The sequence below is a fragment of the Longimicrobium sp. genome (assembly GCF_036388275.1).
GTDB lineage: Bacteria > Gemmatimonadota > Gemmatimonadetes > Longimicrobiales > Longimicrobiaceae > Longimicrobium.
Genome location: NZ_DASVSF010000061.1, coordinates 21,748 through 39,858, shown reverse-complemented (window position 1 = coordinate 39,858; position 18,111 = coordinate 21,748). Strand labels below are relative to the sequence as shown.

Annotated in this window: 19 protein-coding genes; 6 read left to right on the top strand and 13 right to left on the bottom strand. The window is 70.2% G+C overall.

The features are described 5' to 3' along the window. Positions 1-24: 24 nt before the first annotated feature. The 4 genes from VF632_RS13860 to VF632_RS13845 all read right to left on the bottom strand — a co-directional run bounded on the left by VF632_RS13860 (position 25) and on the right by VF632_RS13845 (position 4,760). The gene (locus VF632_RS13860) at positions 25-1,959 is read right to left on the bottom strand and encodes an ABC-F family ATP-binding cassette domain-containing protein (RefSeq protein ID WP_331023502.1); all 1,935 of its coding nucleotides are present in this window, start codon (positions 1,957-1,959) and stop codon (positions 25-27) included. Beyond that, positions 1,956-2,444: an LEA type 2 family protein gene (locus VF632_RS13855; RefSeq protein WP_331023501.1), complete on the bottom strand. Its 489-nt coding sequence runs from the start codon at positions 2,442-2,444 to the stop codon at positions 1,956-1,958. Before VF632_RS13855 ends, VF632_RS13860 begins: the two co-directional genes overlap by 4 nt. Before the next feature lie 346 nt (positions 2,445-2,790). Then, positions 2,791-3,522 (bottom strand): ATP-binding cassette domain-containing protein, encoded by a 732-nt coding sequence (locus tag VF632_RS13850; RefSeq protein WP_331023500.1) that lies wholly within the window; start codon positions 3,520-3,522, stop codon positions 2,791-2,793. Beyond that, on the bottom strand, positions 3,519-4,760 hold the full coding sequence (locus VF632_RS13845; protein ID WP_331023499.1) for a hypothetical protein: 1,242 nt from the start codon (positions 4,758-4,760) through the stop codon (positions 3,519-3,521). Before VF632_RS13845 ends, VF632_RS13850 begins: the two co-directional genes overlap by 4 nt. Positions 4,761-4,989: 229 nt before the next feature. Between VF632_RS13845 and VF632_RS13840 the strand changes: the two genes are divergently transcribed. The 4 genes from VF632_RS13840 (at position 4,990) to VF632_RS13825 (ending at position 9,218) form a co-directional block, all read left to right on the top strand. Continuing rightward, on the top strand, positions 4,990-5,784 hold the full coding sequence (locus tag VF632_RS13840; RefSeq protein ID WP_331023498.1) for a DUF3108 domain-containing protein: 795 nt from the start codon (positions 4,990-4,992) through the stop codon (positions 5,782-5,784). A 281-nt stretch (positions 5,785-6,065) separates the two neighbouring features. After that, complete coding sequence (locus VF632_RS13835) at positions 6,066-6,638, top strand: YceI family protein (RefSeq protein ID WP_331023497.1); 573 nt, start codon at positions 6,066-6,068, stop codon at positions 6,636-6,638. A 99-nt stretch (positions 6,639-6,737) separates the two neighbouring features. Next, positions 6,738-8,069: a hypothetical protein gene (locus tag VF632_RS13830; protein ID WP_331023496.1), complete on the top strand. Its 1,332-nt coding sequence runs from the start codon at positions 6,738-6,740 to the stop codon at positions 8,067-8,069. A 336-nt stretch (positions 8,070-8,405) separates the two neighbouring features. Then, positions 8,406-9,218: a carboxypeptidase regulatory-like domain-containing protein gene (locus VF632_RS13825; RefSeq protein WP_331023495.1), complete on the top strand. Its 813-nt coding sequence runs from the start codon at positions 8,406-8,408 to the stop codon at positions 9,216-9,218. Between the two features lie 33 nt (positions 9,219-9,251). On the opposite strand, the gene VF632_RS13820 is transcribed toward VF632_RS13825, so the two are convergent. Genes VF632_RS13820 through VF632_RS13810 form a run of 3 tightly spaced genes read right to left on the bottom strand, consistent with a single transcriptional unit; the run spans position 9,252 to position 12,477 of the window. Beyond that, positions 9,252-10,376, bottom strand: a complete 1,125-nt coding sequence (locus VF632_RS13820) for a sensor histidine kinase (RefSeq protein WP_331023494.1) — start codon at positions 10,374-10,376, stop codon at positions 9,252-9,254. After that, positions 10,373-10,828: a response regulator gene (locus VF632_RS13815; RefSeq protein WP_331023493.1), complete on the bottom strand. Its 456-nt coding sequence runs from the start codon at positions 10,826-10,828 to the stop codon at positions 10,373-10,375. The genes VF632_RS13820 and VF632_RS13815 overlap by 4 nt, the downstream gene beginning before the upstream one ends. Continuing rightward, positions 10,825-12,477 (bottom strand): sensor histidine kinase, encoded by a 1,653-nt coding sequence (locus VF632_RS13810; protein WP_331023492.1) that lies wholly within the window; start codon positions 12,475-12,477, stop codon positions 10,825-10,827. The genes VF632_RS13815 and VF632_RS13810 overlap by 4 nt, the downstream gene beginning before the upstream one ends. A gap of 236 nt (positions 12,478-12,713) precedes the next feature. On the opposite strand from VF632_RS13810, the gene VF632_RS13805 reads away from it, so the two are divergent. Next, complete coding sequence (locus VF632_RS13805) at positions 12,714-13,127, top strand: cyclic nucleotide-binding/CBS domain-containing protein (protein WP_331023491.1); 414 nt, start codon at positions 12,714-12,716, stop codon at positions 13,125-13,127. 78 nt (positions 13,128-13,205) lie between these two features. On the opposite strand, the gene VF632_RS13800 is transcribed toward VF632_RS13805, so the two are convergent. Together VF632_RS13800 and VF632_RS13795 are read right to left on the bottom strand one after the other, a co-directional pair. Continuing rightward, positions 13,206-13,394: a hypothetical protein gene (locus VF632_RS13800; RefSeq protein ID WP_331023490.1), complete on the bottom strand. Its 189-nt coding sequence runs from the start codon at positions 13,392-13,394 to the stop codon at positions 13,206-13,208. Between the two features lie 25 nt (positions 13,395-13,419). Next, positions 13,420-14,076, bottom strand: a complete 657-nt coding sequence (locus VF632_RS13795; RefSeq protein ID WP_331023489.1) for a response regulator transcription factor — start codon at positions 14,074-14,076, stop codon at positions 13,420-13,422. Between the two features lie 191 nt (positions 14,077-14,267). Between VF632_RS13795 and VF632_RS13790 the strand changes: the two genes are divergently transcribed. Beyond that, positions 14,268-14,951: a nucleotidyltransferase domain-containing protein gene (locus tag VF632_RS13790; RefSeq protein WP_331023488.1), complete on the top strand. Its 684-nt coding sequence runs from the start codon at positions 14,268-14,270 to the stop codon at positions 14,949-14,951. A 186-nt stretch (positions 14,952-15,137) separates the two neighbouring features. Here VF632_RS13790 and VF632_RS13785 read toward each other — a convergent pair whose 3' ends face one another. The 4 genes from VF632_RS13785 to VF632_RS13770 form a co-directional block, all read right to left on the bottom strand. Next, a complete protein-coding gene (locus VF632_RS13785; protein ID WP_331023487.1) occupies positions 15,138-15,446 on the bottom strand; it encodes a hypothetical protein in 309 nt (102 codons plus the stop codon). A 23-nt stretch (positions 15,447-15,469) separates the two neighbouring features. Next, the gene (locus tag VF632_RS13780) at positions 15,470-16,804 is read right to left on the bottom strand and encodes a replication-associated recombination protein A (protein WP_331023486.1); all 1,335 of its coding nucleotides are present in this window, start codon (positions 16,802-16,804) and stop codon (positions 15,470-15,472) included. Next, positions 16,801-17,532, bottom strand: a complete 732-nt coding sequence (locus tag VF632_RS13775) for a ZIP family metal transporter (protein WP_331023485.1) — start codon at positions 17,530-17,532, stop codon at positions 16,801-16,803. The genes VF632_RS13780 and VF632_RS13775 overlap by 4 nt, the downstream gene beginning before the upstream one ends. A gap of 76 nt (positions 17,533-17,608) precedes the next feature. Then, the gene (locus VF632_RS13770; RefSeq protein ID WP_331023484.1) at positions 17,609-17,995 is read right to left on the bottom strand and encodes a holo-ACP synthase; all 387 of its coding nucleotides are present in this window, start codon (positions 17,993-17,995) and stop codon (positions 17,609-17,611) included. Between the last annotated feature and the right edge of the window lie 116 nt (positions 17,996-18,111).

The window sequence follows — 18,111 nt, the reverse complement described above, 5'->3', positions numbered from 1 at the left end:
CGTCCAGAGTGTCCGACCTGCAATCTACACGCCGGCCAGCTCTTCGCCAACCTTTTCCCACGCGGCGTAGCTTTCGGCCAGCTCGGCCGTCAGGCGGTCTCGCTCGGCGGCCAAGGATTGGGGGCGCGACGGGTCGGAGCCGGCGGCGTACAGGGCGGGATCGCCCAGGCCTGTCTCGATCTCACCCACGCGCTCCTCGATCTCGGCGATGCGCGCCTCCAGCTTCTGCATTTCGCGCTCGCGGCGGCGGATCTCGTTCTTGGACATCGCCCCGCCCGCGGACGGCGAGCCCGTGGAGGCGCCCTTCGGCTCGGCGGCGCGGGCGAGCGTCGCCGTGGCCGCGGATTCGGCCTTGCGGCGCGCGCTCCACTCCAGCCACTCGTCGAAGGTGCCCGGATAATCGACGAAGCGCCCGTCCTCGTATGCCCACACGCGGGTGGAGATGGACGATAGCATGGCACGGTCGTGGGAGATGAGGATCACCGTGCCCTCGTATCCCTCCAGCGCATCTTCCAGGACCTCGCGGCTCTCGATGTCCAGGTGGTTCGTGGGCTCGTCGAGCAGCAGCAGGTTGGCCTTCTGCAGCGTGATCTTGGCCAGGGCCACCCGGGCCTGCTCGCCGCCGGACAGGTCGCCCACGCGCGCCTCCTGCTCGTCGCCCGAGAACAGGAAGCGGCCCAGATGGCTGCGCAGTTCGGTAAACGTGAGCGACGGCGCCGCTTCCGCCACCTCTTCGCGGATCTTCCTGTCCGGGTTCAGGTGCGTGAAGTCCTGGCGGTAGTATGCCGGCCGCACCCCTGTTCCCATCGTCACCGAGCCGCGCTCCGGCGGTGCGACGCCCGCCAGCACGCGCATCAGCGTCGACTTGCCGCAGCCGTTCGGGCCGACGAGCGCGATCCGCTCCGCGCGAGAGACCTCCGCGCTGAATGGCGAGAACAGCACGCGCTCACCATAGGCGCACTGCACACCGTCCACCCTCATCACCACCCCGCCGCTGCGCCCGCCGGACGCGAACTGCAGCCCCATCGCTTTCTCGTCGCGCCCAACCGCGCCCACGCGCTCCAGGCGGCTGAGGAGCGTGCGGCGGCTCTTGGCCTGCTTGGTTCGCGTGCCGGCGATGAACTTCTGGATGAATGCCTCGGTCCGGGCGATGTGCGCCTGCTGCTGCTCGAACTGCTTGCGCTGCAGCTCGCGCCGGGCCTCGCGCTGGTCCAGAAAGCTCTCGTAGCCGCCCGTGTACGGGTACGCCGTCTGTTCTTCCAGGTGAAGGACGTGGTCCGCCAGCCGCTCCAGGAACACGCGGTCGTGCGACACCACCATCACCGTGCCCGGGTACCCGCGCAGAAACTCTTCCAGCCACTCGGTGGAGCGCAGGTCCAGGTGGTTGGTGGGTTCGTCCAGGAACAGGACGTCGGGTTGGGCGAGAAGCGTCTGCGCGAGCCGAAGTCGGCCCAGCTCGCCGCCGGAGAGGGCGCGGATGGGCTTTTCCCAGGTGTCCTGCGGAAAACCCAGCCCCTCGAGCGTAGCGTCGGCGCGGGAGCGCATCTCGTAGCCGCCGCGGCGCCGGAATTCCTCGACGTGCCTGTCGTACGACTTCAGCAGGCGGCCCGCCTCGGCGGGGTCGGGCTCGGCGCCCAGCTGCTCCAGCTCGCCCGCGATGCGCCGTTCCATCTCCACCAGGTCGGCGAAGGGCTCCAGCGCCGCCTCGTGCACGGTGGCCGCGCTCTGCTCGCCCCGGTTCTGCTTGAGCAGGGTGAAGCGCAGGCCGGGATGGCGCCACACCTCACCCTCCGTCGTTTCCTCTTCACCCGTCATCGTGCGGAACAGCGTGGTCTTGCCCACACCGTTACGGCCCACGATCCCCCAGCGTTCGCGCTCGGCGACGGTGAACGAGACGTTGCGGAAAACCCAGCGGTCGCCGTACTGCTTGCCCGCGTTCTGCAGCCGGACGATGGTCATCGGCCCCCAAGCACCATCACCGAGCCCGTCTTGCGGAAGGGCACCTCGCGGCTGGCGCCGCCCGCGCGCACCCGCACCGTTCCGTTGGCGCGGTAGCTGATCTGCCCGGAGCGCAGCACCGAGCGGAAGGCGTCGCCCAGCTCGGAGTAGCGGAAGTCGACGGGCACCTGCACGGTGCGGCTCTGGCGCGCGCCCACCTCGATGCGCTCGTTGTAGGTGCCGCTGCTCATTCGCTGCCAGGCGTTTTCGTTGGCGCTGTCCCGGGGCGCGCGGATGAACAGCTCGTAGCGCAGGTCTTCGGCGCGCACGCCGATGGGGTTGGGGTTCGTCACGCGGACGTTCACCAGCACGGTTCCGCCGGTGAGGCCCAGGCTGCCGATCTCCACGTTTTCCAGCTCGATCTCGGGGCGCTTGAAGCCGGTACACGCGGCGGATACGAACGCCAGCAGCGCGAAGATCGTGAGCGTCAGGGTACGTCTGGTCATCGGGTACTACTCCGTCGTAAGTGAAATATCGACAGCCCGTTTCGGTTCGGGCTGATGTCGGCGCATTCGGCCGGGTGGCCCCTCCCCCGGCCCCTCCCCCGGCAAACTGCGCCGGGAGAGGGGGGAACTTCGATCGGGGTTCGATAGGGCGCATCGCATGCCGCGGGAGCCCCCTCCCCCCGGCCCCCTTTCCCCGCTGCGCAGGGGAGGGGGAGACCTGAATTGCGCTTCGGCTGGCCGCGCGCACCAGACTGGCTCCCTTCCCCCGCGCAGTTTGCGGGGGAAGGGCTGGGGATGGGGGGCCCCGCCCTCGCACCGGGCCTGCCTGCCCACACCTTGATCCGTGTCAGCGCGGCCGGGGGAGGGCTCGCTCCAGTGATGGTGCGCGGCGCCACGCCTCCCACTCCTCGCCCTCCAGCATCCGCCACTGCGCGCCCGGCTGAAGCATCAGGCCGCGGCTGCACCAGGATCCGACGAAATCCAGGTCGTGGCTGCTCAGCAGCACCGCGGCTCCCTCGGCGCGGCGGGCGTCAAGCTCCGCCGTCAGCCGCTCGGCGGAGGTGCGGTCCAGCCCGTTCAGCGCCTCGTCCAGCAGGATCGCCTTCGGGCCGTGCAGCAGCGCCGCGATGATCGCCGTCTTGCGCCCCATCCCCTGCGACAGCTCGCGGCACAGCGTGGATTCCGCGCCGGCCAGCCCGAGCAGCTCCAGCAGCCGCGCCGATTCCCTGCCGGCCTCGCCCGCATCCATCCCGCGCGCCGCCGCCACGAACTGCAGCATCTCGCCCACCGTCAGCTCGGGATACAGGAACGGCTGCTCGGGGACGAATCCCATACACTGCGCCGCGGCGGCGAGGTCCGTGAAGGGGTCGTGCCCGCACAGCCGCACGGTGCCCCGGTCCGGCAGCCGGTCGCCGGTGATGCAGCCCAGGAGCGTGCTCTTTCCCGCGCCGTTGCTCCCCAGCAGCGCCACCGCCTCGCCGGGCTTCAGCGCGAAGGTCACGCCGTCGAGCACGTCGCGCTTGCGGTACGCCTTCCGCAGCCCGTCTACCGCCAGCGGCGCAGATCCGTCGCCCATCATCGCCCCGCCGCGGCCAGCGACGCCGCCGAGCCCACCGCCGCGCTCGCCGCGGCGGCCAGCAGCCACATCCATCCACTCGAATCGGGCACGATCAATCCCCAGGTGATCCCCACACAAGCCGCCAGTGGCAGCGCCATCCCGAACGCCGCGGCCCAGCGCCCCAGCAGCCGGTCGCGCGCGGTCAGCCCCACCGTGCGGTCCATCCACCGCATTCCCCCACGCTCCAGCCGCCCCAGCCCGATCAGCGCGGCGGCGTGCATCGCCAGCACCAGCGCGCCGGCCCCCGTCACCCATCCCTGCACGGCGGCGCTCTCGCCCGCGCGGAGGAGCGCCAGCACGCAGATGATCGCCACCGGCCAGGTGATGCGCCCCGCCCAGCGGAACCGGCGTGACACCACGGCGGCGTCGCGCGCCCGCACGGCGCCCGCTCGCCGCGGCAGCACCCGCGCCAGACCTCGCCCGATCACCAGCCCCGCCTCACCCGCGCGCGGGGGCGGCGCGTACGCCATCTCGTTCGCCTGCGGGCCGAACCGCGGCAGCGCCCGCGCGAACCGGCCGGCGCCCAGCCACGCGAGCCCGAGCGCGCCAGCGGCGAGCAAGGCCGTCCACCCGAGGGGCGGCAGCGCGCCCACCAGCACCAGCCGCGCCGCGAACGCCCCCGCGATCACTGGCGGCAGGGGCGCCCACACCAGCGGACCGGCCGACACCAGCTCGGGATCGGGACCCATCATCCGGGACGTCAGCTCCACCCGCCGGCCGGGCGTGACGATGCGCATGGCCGCCCCGCTCAGCCCGAATAGCGCGGCGCCCCACGCCACGAGACCGGCGGCGAGCGCCTCCGCGATCGGCACCGTGCCCAGCACGCCGGTCGCGGCGTATGGGACCATCAACAGCAGCACGACCGCGAGAGTCAGCGCCAGCAGGCGGAGGGCGCGCAGGGCGTACGATGCGCGTGGCGGAATCCCCAGCCGCCGGAGCAGCGCGTCGTCCGCCGGGCGAAAGAGGACGGGATAGGTCCAGAACGCGATGGGCGATGAGACGAGCAGGCCCAGCCCAATCGCCCCGTCGCCATTCGTCGCGTCCGGCCGCACCGACTCCGCGCCCAGCCACAGTGCCGCGATGCCGAGCGCCACGGGCAGCAGCACCGCGATCCACGCACCCGGCCGCGGATGCCGGACGGGGTCCGCCAGCCGGCGAAGCTCGAGGCCAAGGAGAAGGCGGACCGCGTTGGGAGCCACGATGTATGGGTCTGTGCGATTCGGTGCCGATCAGAGGCGCGGAATATGGAACGCGCCGGGGGACGGCGGCAACGGCGCGCCAGGTGTAGGGCTTCCCCACCCGCAGGAGGGGGATGCGCCCCACGCCGGTTTCGGCCAGCGGCGGACCCGCGCCGCGTCGCGCGGGCGTAGCGTCGTGTACAGGCGCGCGCCCTTCGCTCGCGCAGGCATCACGGCAGGGACGGACCGCATGATTGCGTCACGGTGGATCGACAGGAGCGCGGGGAGGTTGCTGGTCGCCTTGCTCGTCGCGGCGGCGGCGGCACCGGATGCCGGGTCGCAGCCCGTGGAGCCGGGGCTGCCCTTTGCGCCTGGCGAGCGGTGCGTGTACCGCGGCAGCAACCGCCTGGGCCGGGTGGGCACCGGAACGATGTACGTGGAAGGGCCGGCGCGCGAGGCAGGGCGAAGCACGTGGCTGCTGCGCTTCGACTTCAACGGGCGCCTGGGGCCGGTCAGCGTCACGGACCAGACCACGTCGTGGTTCGATCCCGCGACGCGTGCCAGCGTGCGCTACGCCAAGCGCGAACGCTCGCCCGTGTCGTCGGCTACGCAGGACGTGAGGATGGACCTGGCCGCGCGGCGCTGGCAGGGGCTGAACGGCACCGGCGGCGCCATGACGACGGCGGCCCCGCTGGACGAGCTCTCGTTCCTGTACGTGCTGCGGACGCTGCGCCTGGACGACGGCGACACCTACACGCTCAACCGCCACTACGAGCCGGGGCGCAACCCGGTCACCGTGCGGGTCATCGGGCGAGGCACCGTGCGCGTGCCGGCGGGCGAGTTCCGGACGATCGAGGTGGAGCTGCGGGTGCGCGACCCCAACCGGTACGGCGGCGACGGCATCATCCAGGTGCACCTAACCGACGATGCGCGCAGGATCATGGTGCGGATGGAGTCGTCGGTGCCGCGGGCCGGGCGCGTGGTCCTGTCGCTGCAGTCCGGCACCGGCGGGTGCGCCACCCCGGGTGGCATCGCCAGCCGCTGAAGTCCGTCGCCGGAGATCCGAAGCGGACCGTCCTTCCCCGGGGTGGTCCGCTTCTTCGTTCCCCCGCCTGGGCCCCGTGTCAGGGATTTCTCGATCGGCACCATCAACGCGGACCACACCGCGGCGCGCCTGGCGCCCCACAGCGTTTCCACGACACACCCGACAATCCGCCCCCCTGCCATGCCGTAGCTTGGTTGCAGTCGGAGGGACGCAACGGCGCCCCTCCCCGCCACGGGCCGGGGGCGGATGAGATCGCCGGCCGCGCAACGGGAGAAAGCACCATGCGCAACCAACTGTTCGCCGCAGCCCTGATGATCGCCACCCCGGCGCTGCTCGCCTCGTCGGCGGCCACGCTGACCTTCGGCAACGGCAGCAAGGTGTGGGTCGAGGGCACGTCCACCGTCCGCGGCTACCGCTGCGAGAGCACGCAGGTGGCCGGCACCGCCGACGCGGCCGGCACCGAGCTGAGCCAGGTGGGCCAGGCCCGCGGCGAGATCACCATCCCCGTGCAGACGCTGGACTGCGGCAACCGGACGATGGACGCCCACATGCGGAGCGCCCTCAAGGCCGGGCAGAACCCCAGCATCCGCTTCCGCGCCACCTCGGTGCGGGTGACGCCCAGCAGCCCCACGCAGGGCGCCGTGGCGATGACCGGCCAGCTGACCATCGCCGGCCAGACGCGCGAGGTGACGATCGACGGCACGGCGGCGCGCGAAGGCAACGCGCTGCGGGTGCGCGGCAGCGAGCGGATCACCATGACGGACTTCGGCGTGCAGCCGCCCCGGCTCATGGCGGGGACCATGAGGGTGCACGCGCCGGTGACGGTGGGCTTCGACGTGGTGCTGAGGCCCTGAACGATGATCGGGCGGCGGACAGGCTCGCCGCGGCAGTGAACGGGGGCGCACCTCCGCGCCCCCGCTGGACGGGAGACTCCGGCTGACGGAGAAAGTTCGATGAAAACCCTCAATCGTACGCTGCTGATCGCGGCCGCCCTGGTGGCCGGCCCCCTCGCGGCGCAGGACATCCCCGGCGGCGGCGTGGCCACCCCGGCCGACACCACCCCGCCCGCCGCCGCCGTTCCGATGGCGGTCGTCACGGTCGGCTCGCCGGCGGCCGGCGCCATCGGCCAGTTCGAGGCGCCCAAGCAGGGGCTGGAGTTCAACGGCCTCAGCATGCAGATCGGCGGCGCGTTCGCGCAAACCTTCCAGTCGCTGGACCACGAGAACACCGCCACGCCGGCGGCGAAGACGGTGCTGGGCGAGATCCGCCCCGGCTTCAGCCTGGCGAACGCCAACCTGAACATCGGCGTGCAGCTGGCGCGCGGGATCCGGGTAGACCTGGAGAGCTACATGGCCAGCCGCCACCACAACGAGTTCTGGGTGAAGGGCGGCTTCGCCACCATCGACGCCTCGCCCTTCGACGTGCCCGTGCTGAACCGGATCATGGAGTTTACGACGATCCGCGCCGGCCACTTCGAGATCAACTACGGCGACGCGCACTTCCGCCGCACCGACAACGGGAACGCGCTTCGCAACCCGTTCGTCGAGAACTACATCCTGGACGCGTTCACGACGGAGATCGGCGCCGAGGTGATGCTGCGCGGACCGATGGGTTCGTTCGTCCTGGGCGGCGTGACGACGGGCGAGAACAAGGGCAACATCAAGGAGGGCGCGGTCGACGCCTCGCCCGCCTTCCTGGGCAAGCTGGGCTTCGACCGCCAGTTCACCGACGCCCTGCGCCTTCGCCTGACGGGCAGCATGTACACGGCAGAGTCGTCGCCCGCGGTGACGCTGTACGGCGGCGACCGCACCGGCTCGCACTACTGGGGCGTGATGGAAGACAGCTCGACGCTGCGCCAGGGCACCGCGTTCACCAACGGGCGCATCAACCCCGGGTTCAGCAACGAGATCCGCGCCGTGCAGCTGAACCCCTACGTGGAGTTCGGGAACCTGGAGGTCTTCGGTGTGATCGAGCGGGCCAGCGGCAAGACGGCCGCCGAGGCGGAGCGCCGCGAGGTGAATCAGCTGGCCGGTGACGTGGTGTACCGCCTGTTCCGTGACCAGCTGTACGTGGGCGCCCGCTACAACCGCGTGAACGGCGACTTCGCGGGGCAAAAGGACCTGGAGGTGCGGCGCACGGCCCTCTCGGCGGGGTGGTTCCTGACGCGAAACCTGCTGACCAAGGTGGAATACGTGACGCAGGAGTACGACGGGTTCGCGGCCACGGACATCCGCAACGGCGGCAAGTTCAACGGGTTCCTGATCGAGGGCGTGATCGCCTTCTGATCCACGGCATCTCGGGGGCGCCGTCCCGGGTCATTCATGCGGGCCTGAAGGAACGACGGACGACAGGGTCAGGTACGCGACCTCCTTACCGGACGCGCGCACGGAGCGGGGAGCCCGATCAGGGCTCCCCGCTCCGCTTTCGTATGAGCAACTGCACCCTCACGCAGAGTCGCAGAGCCGCAGAGAGAGAACAGCAGAGGACCCGCGGGTGGGTCCTCTGCTGTTCTGCGTCTCCACGCCGACCGCGCCTCCGTGGGACTTGGACACATCCCATGGCCCGCCTATCTTATGTGCTCCCAATCGAAGCCCCCGCGCTCCCTCCCAATGTTTGTTCCGATGAGATTTCGCGAGTTCTTCACTCACCTCCGGTGGTTCGGGATCGTGACGGCGCTGGCGCTCGCCGCCTCCTCGCCCGTACGCGCGCAGACGGGCGAACAGACCAGCGCTCCCGCGGCGTCGCCCGGCGGAGCCGTGGTGCTGGGCCGCGTGGTGGACGCGGCGACCCTGGCGCCGCTGCCCGGGGCGCAGGTTCGCGTTTCGACCGTGCCGGGGGTGGCGCTGGCCGATGCCAACGGCGTGTTCACCGTGCGCGACGTTCCGCCGGGCGACCACGAGACGATGGTCTCCCGCATCGGCTACCGCTCCCGCGTGGCGGTATGGCGCGTGGGAGAAGAGGGGTTGGAACTCGAGGTGCAGCTGGAAGTGGAACCGCTGGTGATGGAGGCCATCCAGGTGCAGTCGCGGCGGTTCGAGCGCCGTATGAATTCTTCCGGGGCCGCGGCTCGCGGCTTCGATGCGAACGAGCTGAGGTCGAGCAGCTATCCCAACGCCAAGGAGTTCGTGCGGGCGCGGATGGGCTTCGCAGGCGTATCGTGCGGCGCGTTGGCGAAACCCGGCGACGGCCCGCAGGATTGCGTGGTGATTCGCGGGGCGCCGACGCGCGTCTGCATCATCATCGACGAGCGGCCGGCGTTCGGGGGCTGGTTCGAGATGGAGCTCCTGAACCCGCAGGAGCTCTTCCGCGTGGACGTGATCGGTGGGGGACGAGTCGTGCAGGTGTACACGACTTCCTTCGTGGCGCACATGACGGCCCGTCGCCAGACGCCCACACCCGCCGACCTCCTGTCCATGATCGCCTGTCCACGCTGAGGAGGCCGATCCGGGCTGGTGAACCGCGGGCGTTCAGGCCAGCGGCAGCGTGAAGTGGAAGGTGGTTCCCCGCCCTGGCTCGCTCTCCACGCCGATCTCGCCGCCGTGCGCCTCCACGATCCCGCGCGCGATCGCCAGGCCCAGGCCCGCGCCCGCTCGCCGGGTGCTGCGCGCCTGCCAGAAACGGTCGAAGACGTGCGGAAGGTGCTCGGGCGGAATTCCCGGCCCCGTGTCGGCCACGGAAACGCGGATCTCGCCGTCTTCCGCCACGGCCGTGACGAGGACGCGGCCCCCCTGTGGCGTGAACTTGATGGCGTTGCCGACGAGGTTGGAGAGCACCTGGTGGATGCGCTCGCGGTCGGCCCACGCGGCGGTGAGATCCGCGCCGATGCTCGCACTCACCTCCATCTCCTTCTCCCCAGCCATCCCGGCGACGCCGGCGAGCACGTCGTCCACCACCTCCCCCACGTCCAGCTCCGCGGGCTCGAACGAAAGGCGGCCCGCCTCGATCGCGGCGACGTCCAGCAGGTCCTGCCGCAGCCGGTCCATCTGCTGGGTGAGGTGGCGGATGGACTCGATGCGACTCCGAGCGTCCACCTCGTCCGCGGGCAGGGTGCGCTCCAGCACCCTGGCGTGGATCTTCACGGCGCTCAGCGAGTTGCCGATGTCGTGGGCCACGATGCGCAGCACCTCGTCGCGCGCCATCACCGCTGCCTCGGCGGCGGCGCGGGCCTCCTGCTCGTTGCGCAGCAGCCGCGCGCGCTCGCCCTCCAGCCGCTTGCGCTCGATGGCGTAGCGGATGGCGCGGGCCAGGGTGCCGCCCTCCACCGTGCCCTTCACCAGGTAGTCCTGCGCGCCCGACTGCACCGCCTGCACGGCCACCCTCTCGTCCGCCAGCCCCGTCAGCACGATGATGGGCACCTCCGGCGCGGCGTCCAGCATCCGCCCCACCGTCTCCATCCCGTGCGCGTCGGGAAGCGAAAGGTCCAGCAGCACCACCTCCGGCGCCTCGGTGGCGACGAGCTCCAGCGCCTCGGACAATCGCGACGCGTGGACGAGGTCGAACGACAGCGAGTGGGCTTCGCGCAGCGTTTCCCGTAGCAGGCGCGCATCCCCCGGGTTGTCCTCCACCAGCAGGATGCGGACGGTCTCGCTCACGGCCGCGGCTCGGGCGGCAGCTTTACGATGGTGAACCAGAAGTCCTCGATGGACTTCACCACCGTGATGAACTGGTCCAGGTCCACCGGCTTGGTGATGTAGCAGTTGGCGTGCAGGTCGTACGCGCGGGCGATGTCGCGTTCCGCTTCGGAGGTGGTGAGGATCACGACGGGGATGGTCCGCAGCGCCGGATCGGCCTTGATCTCTTCCAGCACCTCGCGCCCGTCCTTCTTGGGAAGGTTCAGGTCCAGCAGGATCAGGTCGGGCCGGGGCGCGTCGGCGTACCGGCCCTGGCGGCGAAGGAAGGCCAGCGCCTCTACCCCGTCGGGGGCGACCGACAGGTTGTTGTGCACCTTGCCCTCCTTGAGCGCCTCGCGCGTCAGCCGCACGTCGCCCGGGTTGTCTTCCACCAGCAGCACCTCGATGGGCTGCGACGCAGTGCGCGCGCTCATTCCGCCTCGTCTCCCGCGGGAAGGGTGAAGTAGAACGTGGAGCCCTGCCCTTCGGCGGATTCCACCCAGATCCGGCCGCCGTGCCGCTCCACGATCTTCTTGCAGATGGCGAGGCCGATGCCCGTTCCCGCGTACTCGGCCCGAGTGTGAAGGCGCTGGAAGATCACGAAGATGCGCTGCGCGTACTCCGGCGCGATGCCGATGCCGTTGTCGCGCACCGAGATCACCCACTCGCCGCCCGTGCGCTCGGCGGAGACGTGCACGCGCGGAGGCTCGGCGCCGCGGAACTTGAGCCCGTTGCCCACCAGGTTCTGCAGCACCTGGCCCATCTGCACGGGGTCTGCCTCCACGGTGGGGAGCGGGCCGGCGGTCACCGTGGCCCCGCCTTCCTCGATGGCCGTCCGCAGCACGTCGAGCGTGCGCTGGAACACCGCCTCCAGGTCTGCCCGTTCCACCGCGCCGCCGCCCTTGCCCACGCGCGAGTACGCCAGCAGGTCGCCGATCAGCGCCTGCATCCGCGTTACGCCGTCCACCGCGTAGCCGATGAACTCGTGGGCGTCGTCGTCCAGCTTGTCGCGGTAGCGGCGCGCCAGCAGCTGCGTGTAGCTGGCCACCATCCGCAGTGGCTCCTGCAGGTCGTGCGAGGCCACGTAGGCGAACTGCTCCAGGTCGGCGTTGGAGCGGGCCAGCTCCTGGGCCTGCCTGGCCAGCGCATCCTCCGCCCTCACCCGTTCCGTCACGTCGCGCAGCACGGCGGTGTACAGGCGCTTGCCGCCTACCTCCAGCTTGGAGATGGACGCATCCGCCGGGAACACCTCACCGCTCCACCGGCAGCCGGAGATCTGCCCGCGCTCCCCCATCCGCCGCGCGACGATGGGCGACTCGCCGAATTCATGGACGCGGGCCTCGTGGTCGGCGCGGTGCTGTTCCGGGATCAACATCTCCACGCGTTCGCCCATCACCTGCCCGGCCGTGTAGCCGAAGGTCTGCTCGGCCCCCTGGTTGTAGAAGACGATGCGCTGGTCCTCGTCGATCGAGACGATGGCGTCGGACGAGATGGAGATGATCCCCGCGAACTTGGCCTCGGAGAGCCGCAGCGCCTCTTCGGCCCGGGCGCGCTCGATCACCCGGCCCACCTGCGTGCCCACGTTGGCCATCACGCCCATCAGCGCCGGGTCCGGCGCCAGCGGGCGGTCGGCGAAGAACTCCAGCACCCCCGCCACCTCGCGCCCCACCAGCACGGGAAAAGCGACCGCGGAGTGGATTCCCTCCTCCGCCGCCACCGTACGGACGAACTCCGGGTCGCGCCGCACATCCTCGATCCACCCCGGCTCGCCGGTGCGTAGGACGCGGCCCGCCAGCCCCTGGCCGGCGGCGAAACGCGTCTGCCGCGTCACCTCGCGGAACCGGGGGAAGCGCGACGGGGCGGCCAGGTGCCAGATGCCGGTGGGCGCCAGCTCGCCCTCGGCATCAACCAGGTACGCATGTCCCGCGGGCCAGCCCGTGTGGCGGCAGACAGCATCCAGGCACGTCTGCAGGGCGCCTTCGATGTTGGTGGACTCGTTCGCCGCCACGGCCACCACTTGCAGTAGCCGGACGAGGCCGGGCTCTTCGGTGGACGCGTCGCGGATGGGGGACGGATCGGTCATGCAAGCTCTTTGATTGCGTGTGCGCGGTCGGCCAGAACTTAGGTTGCCGTCAGCGGCGCGAACAGGATTGGTCCGCTCTCCGGCCGACCCGTGATGCGCGGATGCGGAAACTTCCCCACACGGCGTTCCTGCGCCTCCCGGCGACGCGCGGCGCTCGGCGCGGCTAGCTTCAGGGCAGATCGCGCGAACTCCGGCTCGCGCTCATGCACGGTCAACCGAGTGGGGAGAAGCAGGCGATGAAAACGGCTGCCGCGCGGGCGCTGCGGGCGACCACGGTGCGCGACGTCATGAGGATGCAGATGGTGACCGTCGTCCCCGAGATGACGCTGCCGGAGCTTGCGCAGACGCTGCTGGAGTCGGGCGTACGCTCGGCCCCCGTGCTCGCGCCGACGGGAAAGATCCTGGGCGTGGCGTCGCAGACGGAGCTGGTGCGCCTGTCCATGGGCTCTGGAAACGCGCCGGAGCGCCTGCGCGTTCGCGACGTCATGGGCCCGGTGGGCCCCACCATCAGCCCCGACGAGCCCCTGCCCCGCCTGGTCCGCCGCTTCGTCCGCGACCGGGTGCAGCGCGCGCTGGTGGTGGAAAACGGAATCCTGCTGGGCATCGTCACGCCCATCGACGTGCTGACCGCCATCGACGAAGCGCACTGAGCCCACTCGGTCGAGCGGGCTCAGTGCGTATGGCGAGAAAGCCGCACGAGGTCCACGGCTTAGACGGGGGACACCGCGTCAGGCCAACTCGGCCGGCTTCGTCTTTTCCGGCGCGAGTTGCGGAGCCATTTCGATCACGGTTTCGCGTCCGGCGAGCTTTCGCCGCACAATGGAACCCGCCTCCCGCTCCCCTTGTTCGATCGCGACCGCCTGTTCGACGCTGCGCCGCAGCCTCTCAGCAAAATCCTTGCTGGTTACCCGCGCCATGGTGCTCCTAACGTTGTAGTCCTGGCTACGCCGGCTTGAGCATTCCCGTTTCCAGCGCCAGCTTCACCAGCTCGGCGCGGTGGGTCAGCCCCAGCTTCTGCATCATCCGGGCGCGGTACGTGTCCACCGTCTTGGGTGAAAGGAACAGCTTCTTGCCGATCTCTGCGCTGCTGTAGCCCTCGGCGGTCAGCGTAAGCACCTCGCGCTCGCGCTCGCTGAGCTTGTCGAGCGGCCCCACTTCCTGCGGCTCGCGCGCCTGCTGGTACTTGCGCAGCAGCACCCGCGTGGCGCTGGGATACAGGAACACCTCGCCGCCCGCGACGGTGCGAATGGCCGTCAGCAGGTCCACGTCCGCACTGGTCTTGCGCACGAACCCGCTCGCTCCCGCCTCCAGCACCGGCAGCAGGAACTCGTCCTCGGTCTGCGAGGTCAGCACCAGCACCCTCGCGCCGATCTCCAGGGCGGCAATCTGGCGCGTGGCCTCCAGCCCGTCCATCCCGGGCATCGCCAGGTCCATCACCACCACGTCGGGCCGCAGCAGGCGCGTCTTTTCCACCGCCTCCTCGCCGCCCGCCGCTTGCCCGACCACCTGGAAGTCGTCCTCCAGGCCGAGCAGGGCGTCAAGCCCGCTGCGCAGCACGGCGTGATCGTCGGCAAGCAGGATACGGATTTTCGATGACATCTTCGGATCCGGATTCAAGACGGGAAGCGCGCTCGGGTACGCGATGAATATATCGCGCCAGACCGCCGCCCGAGTCCGGGGAAGCGAATCATCTCTGAGGGAATTTTCCCCACATCAAGCAGATGCCGTGCGGGTACGGCTTGCGGCCCGATCACTATGCACCCAAATTTCGTGCGAACCATGGAGAGAGCATGAGTGCAGCAGTATATCAGACCCGGCCGTCATCCAGGCACCACGCCTCCTACGCGGTGCGCACACCGAAGCGCAGCGACGCCCTGTCATCTACCCTTGCGTCAGGCGCCATGGCGCGCGTGGTCATCGATTTCGCGGTGCATCCAGACGATGCTTCGCACGGGCGCGAAATCCAGCGTCGTACGGGGCTTACCCCGCGCTCGCTGAACGCCGAACTGGCGCGCCTGGAATTGCTCGGCGTGATCCGTCGCAGACCAGAAGGACGGCTGGTGCGCTATGGGCTCGTCGAGAGCAACCCGCGCTGGAAAGCCCTGCGCGAGTTGGTCGCGCACATGGCCGACCCCGCCGACGTGCTCCGGAATGCGCTTGCCGACGTAGCCGGCGTGGGCGCGGCATTCATCTTTGGCTCGATCGCGCGAGGGAATGCGCGGGAGGGCAGCGACATCGACGTCTTCGTTCTGGATGAGGGCGTGGACGAGGACCGGCTGGCTAGGCGGACGCTGGATGTTGGCGTGCTGCTCGGACGCGAGGTGAACGTGGTGCAGATGACGCCCGGGCAGCTGGCTGACCGGATCGCCTCTGGAAGCAGCTTCATCCGCGAGGTGCTGCGTGGAAAGAAGCAATGGGTGGTCGGCTCAGAAGCGGATCTATCACCAAGGCTGAATCACGCGGAGACGATCTGATGACAGTGAAGATTCACCCGATCCGCACAGAACCCGAGTACCGAGCGGCGCTCTCGCGAGCGGACGAGCTGATGGACTCCAAGCGAGGCACGTCAGACGGTGACCACTTGGACCTACTGGTGAAGCGGATCGAGACGTATGAGGCGCAGAACGAATTCGATGTTCCCTCCGACGACCAGATACTGGCTAAACCTCCAGGCCGTAGTCCTTGAGGCGCTTTCTTGCCGTCGCGAGTTCGTCGGCAGTAAACAGGTCCTGCCACTCGGGTTGGAGGACAACGTACTCCACGGTGAGATCCAACCGACCTTTCTCGAAGAGCTTCGAATAGCCCTCGGAAACGCCGGGGGCGTGCAGGAGTATCCTGGCGGTCTCCAGCCCCCCATGCTCCGATAGCATCTGTAGGAACCGGGTCGCGTTGTACTTGCATTCCGCCTTCGCCCGCGAGTAGGCCGTCATCAACGCCTGCGTAAGTCCCCGTTCCTGCTTCGTCTCCATAGTTGATCCTTTAGTATCAAAGTTTAGCCCGGGTCGCCGCGGTCTCGCATGCGGGCGGCGATCTTGGCTTCGTAGCCACGGTCCGTGGGCTCGTAGAAGCGCTGGTCGGCGATGTCGTCCGGTAGCGTCTGCAGGGGCGTGTAGCCGCCCGGGTAGTCGTGGGCGTACTTGTAGCCCTCGCCGAAGCCCCACTCCTTCATCAGCGACGTGGTGGGATTGCGCAGGTGCAGCGGAATGGGCGCGTCGGGGTGCTCGCGCGCTGCCTGCGCGGCGGCGCCCCCCGCCAGGTACGCGCGGTTCGACTTGGGCGCGTTCGCCACGTACAGGATGGCGTTGTACAGCGGCAGCAGCCCCTCGGGCACGCCCAGCCTCTCGTACGCCAGCATGGCGTTCACGCAGACGATGCCCGCCTGCGGGTCCGCCAATCCCACGTCCTCGTACGCGGCGGCCACCAGGCGGCGGAACACCGTCTTGGGGTCTTCGCCCACCTGGATCATCCGCATGGCCCAGTACAGCGCGCCGCTTCCCGTGCTGGCCCGCAGCGACTTGTGGAAGGCGGACAGCATCTCGTACATCAGCGAGGTGTCGTAGCGCGCGGTGGGCCGCTGCAGCGCCTCGCGCACGTCCTCGGGGCCGATGGTGCCCGTTTCCGCCAGCCGCGCCGCAATCTCCAGCCCCGTCAGCGCCTGCCGCGCGTCGCCGCCCGTGTGGCGCACCAGCACGTCCTCGGCCTCGGGGTCGATGGAGACGCCGGCGCCGCCCAGCCCCCGCTCCTCGTCCGCCAGCGCGCGGCGGACCACGCTGCGCACGTCGTCCTCGCTCAGCGGCTCCAGCACCAGCACGCGCGAGCGAGAGAGGACGGCGGGGTTGATCTCGAACGCCGGGTGCTCCGTCGTGGCGCCCACCAGCGTCATCAGCCCCGACTCGATCCACGGAAGGAGGAAGTCCTGCTGCCCCTTGTTCAGCCGATGGATCTCGTCGACGAACAGCAGCGTGCGCTGGCCGGCCTTCTTCCGCATCTCGGCCTCCTTCACCACCTCGCGCAGCCGCGGCACCCCCTCGCTGACCGCGTTGAAGGGAAGGAACGAGAAGCCGCTCTCCCCCGCGATCACCCGGGCGAGCGTGGTCTTGCCGCTTCCCGGCGGGCCGTGGAGGATCAGGTTGGGCAGGTGCCCCGTCGCCAGCAGCTTCCGCAGCGTGCCGTCGGGCCCGGCCAGGTGCTGCTGGCCCACGATCTCGTCCAGCGTGCGCGGCCGCATCCGCTCCGCCAGCGGCGCAGACGATTCTGCCACGGGCGGCGCGGCGGCGGACTTCTTCGCGGGCGGCTGGGCCTCGCCGAACAGGGACAGGTCGCTCACGGGTGCACGTAGCGGCGAAGGACGAGGTACGTGGCGTAGAACAGCCCCGCGCCCAGGAACACGGCCAGCGCCGACCCGCGGCTGGGCTTCTTCTGCACCTCGGGCACCAGGTTGGATGCGCCCACGTACAGCGTGACCCCCGCGCTCAGCGCCAGCCCCGTGGTGGAAAGCATCTTCACCTGCGACGTCAGCAGCACGCCCAGGACGGTGGAAAGGCCCAGCAGCAGCACGGCCACGATGGCACGGCGGCGCGAGTTGCCGCTGGCCAGCATGATGGAGGCGACGGTGACGCCCTCGGGCATCTTGTGGATCAGGATGGCCAGGAACACGAGCAGCCCCAGCCACTCGCCCACCGCGAAGCCGCTGGCGATGGCCACGCCGTCGAAGAAGGTGTGCAGCAGCAGCCCCAGCAGCGCGGCCGTCCCCACCCAGGGGTTCACCATCGCGTGCTGGTGCGTTTCCTCGCCGAAATGGAAGTGTGGCGTAAGGACGTGCTGCGTCAGGTGCACGAGCAGGTAGCCCACCAGGACGGCGACCGCGGCGTTGGGCCCGGCCTCCACGGCGTGCGGAATCATCCCCACGAGCGCCGTGGCGATCATGAAGCCGGCGCCGAAGGCGATCATCAGGCGCTGCGTGGCCCGCCCGGTGTTCGACGGGGCGGTGATGATCAGCCCGCCGAGCAGGTTCGCCCCGGCGGCGGCCAAGGCGTACAGCAGCGCCGTGTTCAAGTTGCCAGCGGTCCCGCGTACGGTCGGAGAAGAACGGTGCGAATGGCGGCAAAGTGGCCGCGCGACGCAAGCGCTGTCAACCGGCCTCGAGCACCACGAAGGCGGCGGCGGTGTCGTCGGTGTGGGTCAGCGACAGGTGGATGCGGACGATCCCCCGCTCCGCCGCGATCTCCGCGGCGCGCCCCGCCAGCTGCAGCGACGGCGCGCCCGACTCGGCCGACACCACCTCCACCTCCGTCCATCGACCCCCGAGTCCCCAGCCGGTGCCCAGGGCCTTGAAGAACGCCTCCTTGGCCGCGAACCGCGCCGCGAACGATTCCGTCGGCGACTTCGACGCGGCGCAGCGCTCCGCCTCGCCCGCGGTGTAGAAGCGCGCCACCGCCGCCTGGCCCCGCCGTTCCATCAGCTCGCGGAAGCGGGGGATGTTCACCATGTCGATGCCGATGCCGGCGATCACGGGCATGCCCTTGCGCGGGGGGACGGCGGGCGGCGACCTTGCCGGCCAGCGCGCGCTGGGAGGGATGCGGCACGGGTTTGGCGAAACGGCTCCGCACCGGCGGGGCGGCTGGCCGGAACTGG

Coding starts and splice junctions, on each gene's coding strand:
- VF632_RS13860 (WP_331023502.1), bottom strand. CDS start 1,959: ATGACCATCGTCCGGCTGCAGAACGCGGGCAAGCAGTACGGCGACCGC.
- VF632_RS13855 (WP_331023501.1), bottom strand. CDS start 2,444: ATGACCAGACGTACCCTGACGCTCACGATCTTCGCGCTGCTGGCGTTC.
- VF632_RS13850 (WP_331023500.1), bottom strand. CDS start 3,522: ATGATGGGCGACGGATCTGCGCCGCTGGCGGTAGACGGGCTGCGGAAG.
- VF632_RS13840 (WP_331023498.1), top strand. CDS start 4,990: ATGATTGCGTCACGGTGGATCGACAGGAGCGCGGGGAGGTTGCTGGTC.
- VF632_RS13835 (WP_331023497.1), top strand. CDS start 6,066: ATGCGCAACCAACTGTTCGCCGCAGCCCTGATGATCGCCACCCCGGCG.
- VF632_RS13830 (WP_331023496.1), top strand. CDS start 6,738: ATGAAAACCCTCAATCGTACGCTGCTGATCGCGGCCGCCCTGGTGGCC.
- VF632_RS13825 (WP_331023495.1), top strand. CDS start 8,406: ATGAGATTTCGCGAGTTCTTCACTCACCTCCGGTGGTTCGGGATCGTG.
- VF632_RS13815 (WP_331023493.1), bottom strand. CDS start 10,828: ATGAGCGCGCGCACTGCGTCGCAGCCCATCGAGGTGCTGCTGGTGGAA.
- VF632_RS13810 (WP_331023492.1), bottom strand. CDS start 12,477: ATGACCGATCCGTCCCCCATCCGCGACGCGTCCACCGAAGAGCCCGGC.
- VF632_RS13805 (WP_331023491.1), top strand. CDS start 12,714: ATGAAAACGGCTGCCGCGCGGGCGCTGCGGGCGACCACGGTGCGCGAC.
- VF632_RS13800 (WP_331023490.1), bottom strand. CDS start 13,394: ATGGCGCGGGTAACCAGCAAGGATTTTGCTGAGAGGCTGCGGCGCAGC.
- VF632_RS13795 (WP_331023489.1), bottom strand. CDS start 14,076: ATGTCATCGAAAATCCGTATCCTGCTTGCCGACGATCACGCCGTGCTG.
- VF632_RS13790 (WP_331023488.1), top strand. CDS start 14,268: ATGAGTGCAGCAGTATATCAGACCCGGCCGTCATCCAGGCACCACGCC.
- VF632_RS13785 (WP_331023487.1), bottom strand. CDS start 15,446: ATGGAGACGAAGCAGGAACGGGGACTTACGCAGGCGTTGATGACGGCC.
- VF632_RS13770 (WP_331023484.1), bottom strand. CDS start 17,995: ATGCCCGTGATCGCCGGCATCGGCATCGACATGGTGAACATCCCCCGC.